Here is a 217-nt window from a genome sequence, read left to right as displayed (position 1 = left end):
CTGTTCAGGAGTTACCGCAATGTTCAATAACTGGTCCGACTTGCTGCCTACCGTGAAGAAAGCCTTTGGCGCGCTGGGCAAGAGCAACCCGAAGATGGTCAAAGCCTACATGGCGCTGGGCGAAGCCGCCGAAGAAAACAACGTGCTCGACGCCAAGACCCGTGAACTGATCTCCATCGCCGTGGCCATCACCACCCGCTGCGATGGCTGCATCGGC

At 58.5% G+C, this 217-nt stretch carries 1 protein-coding gene; it reads left to right on the top strand.

Annotated elements, in window-relative coordinates:
- Window positions 1-19 precede the first annotated feature (19 nt).
- A partial coding sequence (locus ACW9IR_RS30340) for a carboxymuconolactone decarboxylase family protein (RefSeq protein WP_457466309.1) occupies window positions 20-217 on the top strand: 198 nt, incomplete at its 3' end.

The organism is Pseudomonas sp. SDT291_1_S447 (assembly GCF_054070155.1).
This window is presented reverse-complemented; position numbering and strand designations above follow the sequence as displayed.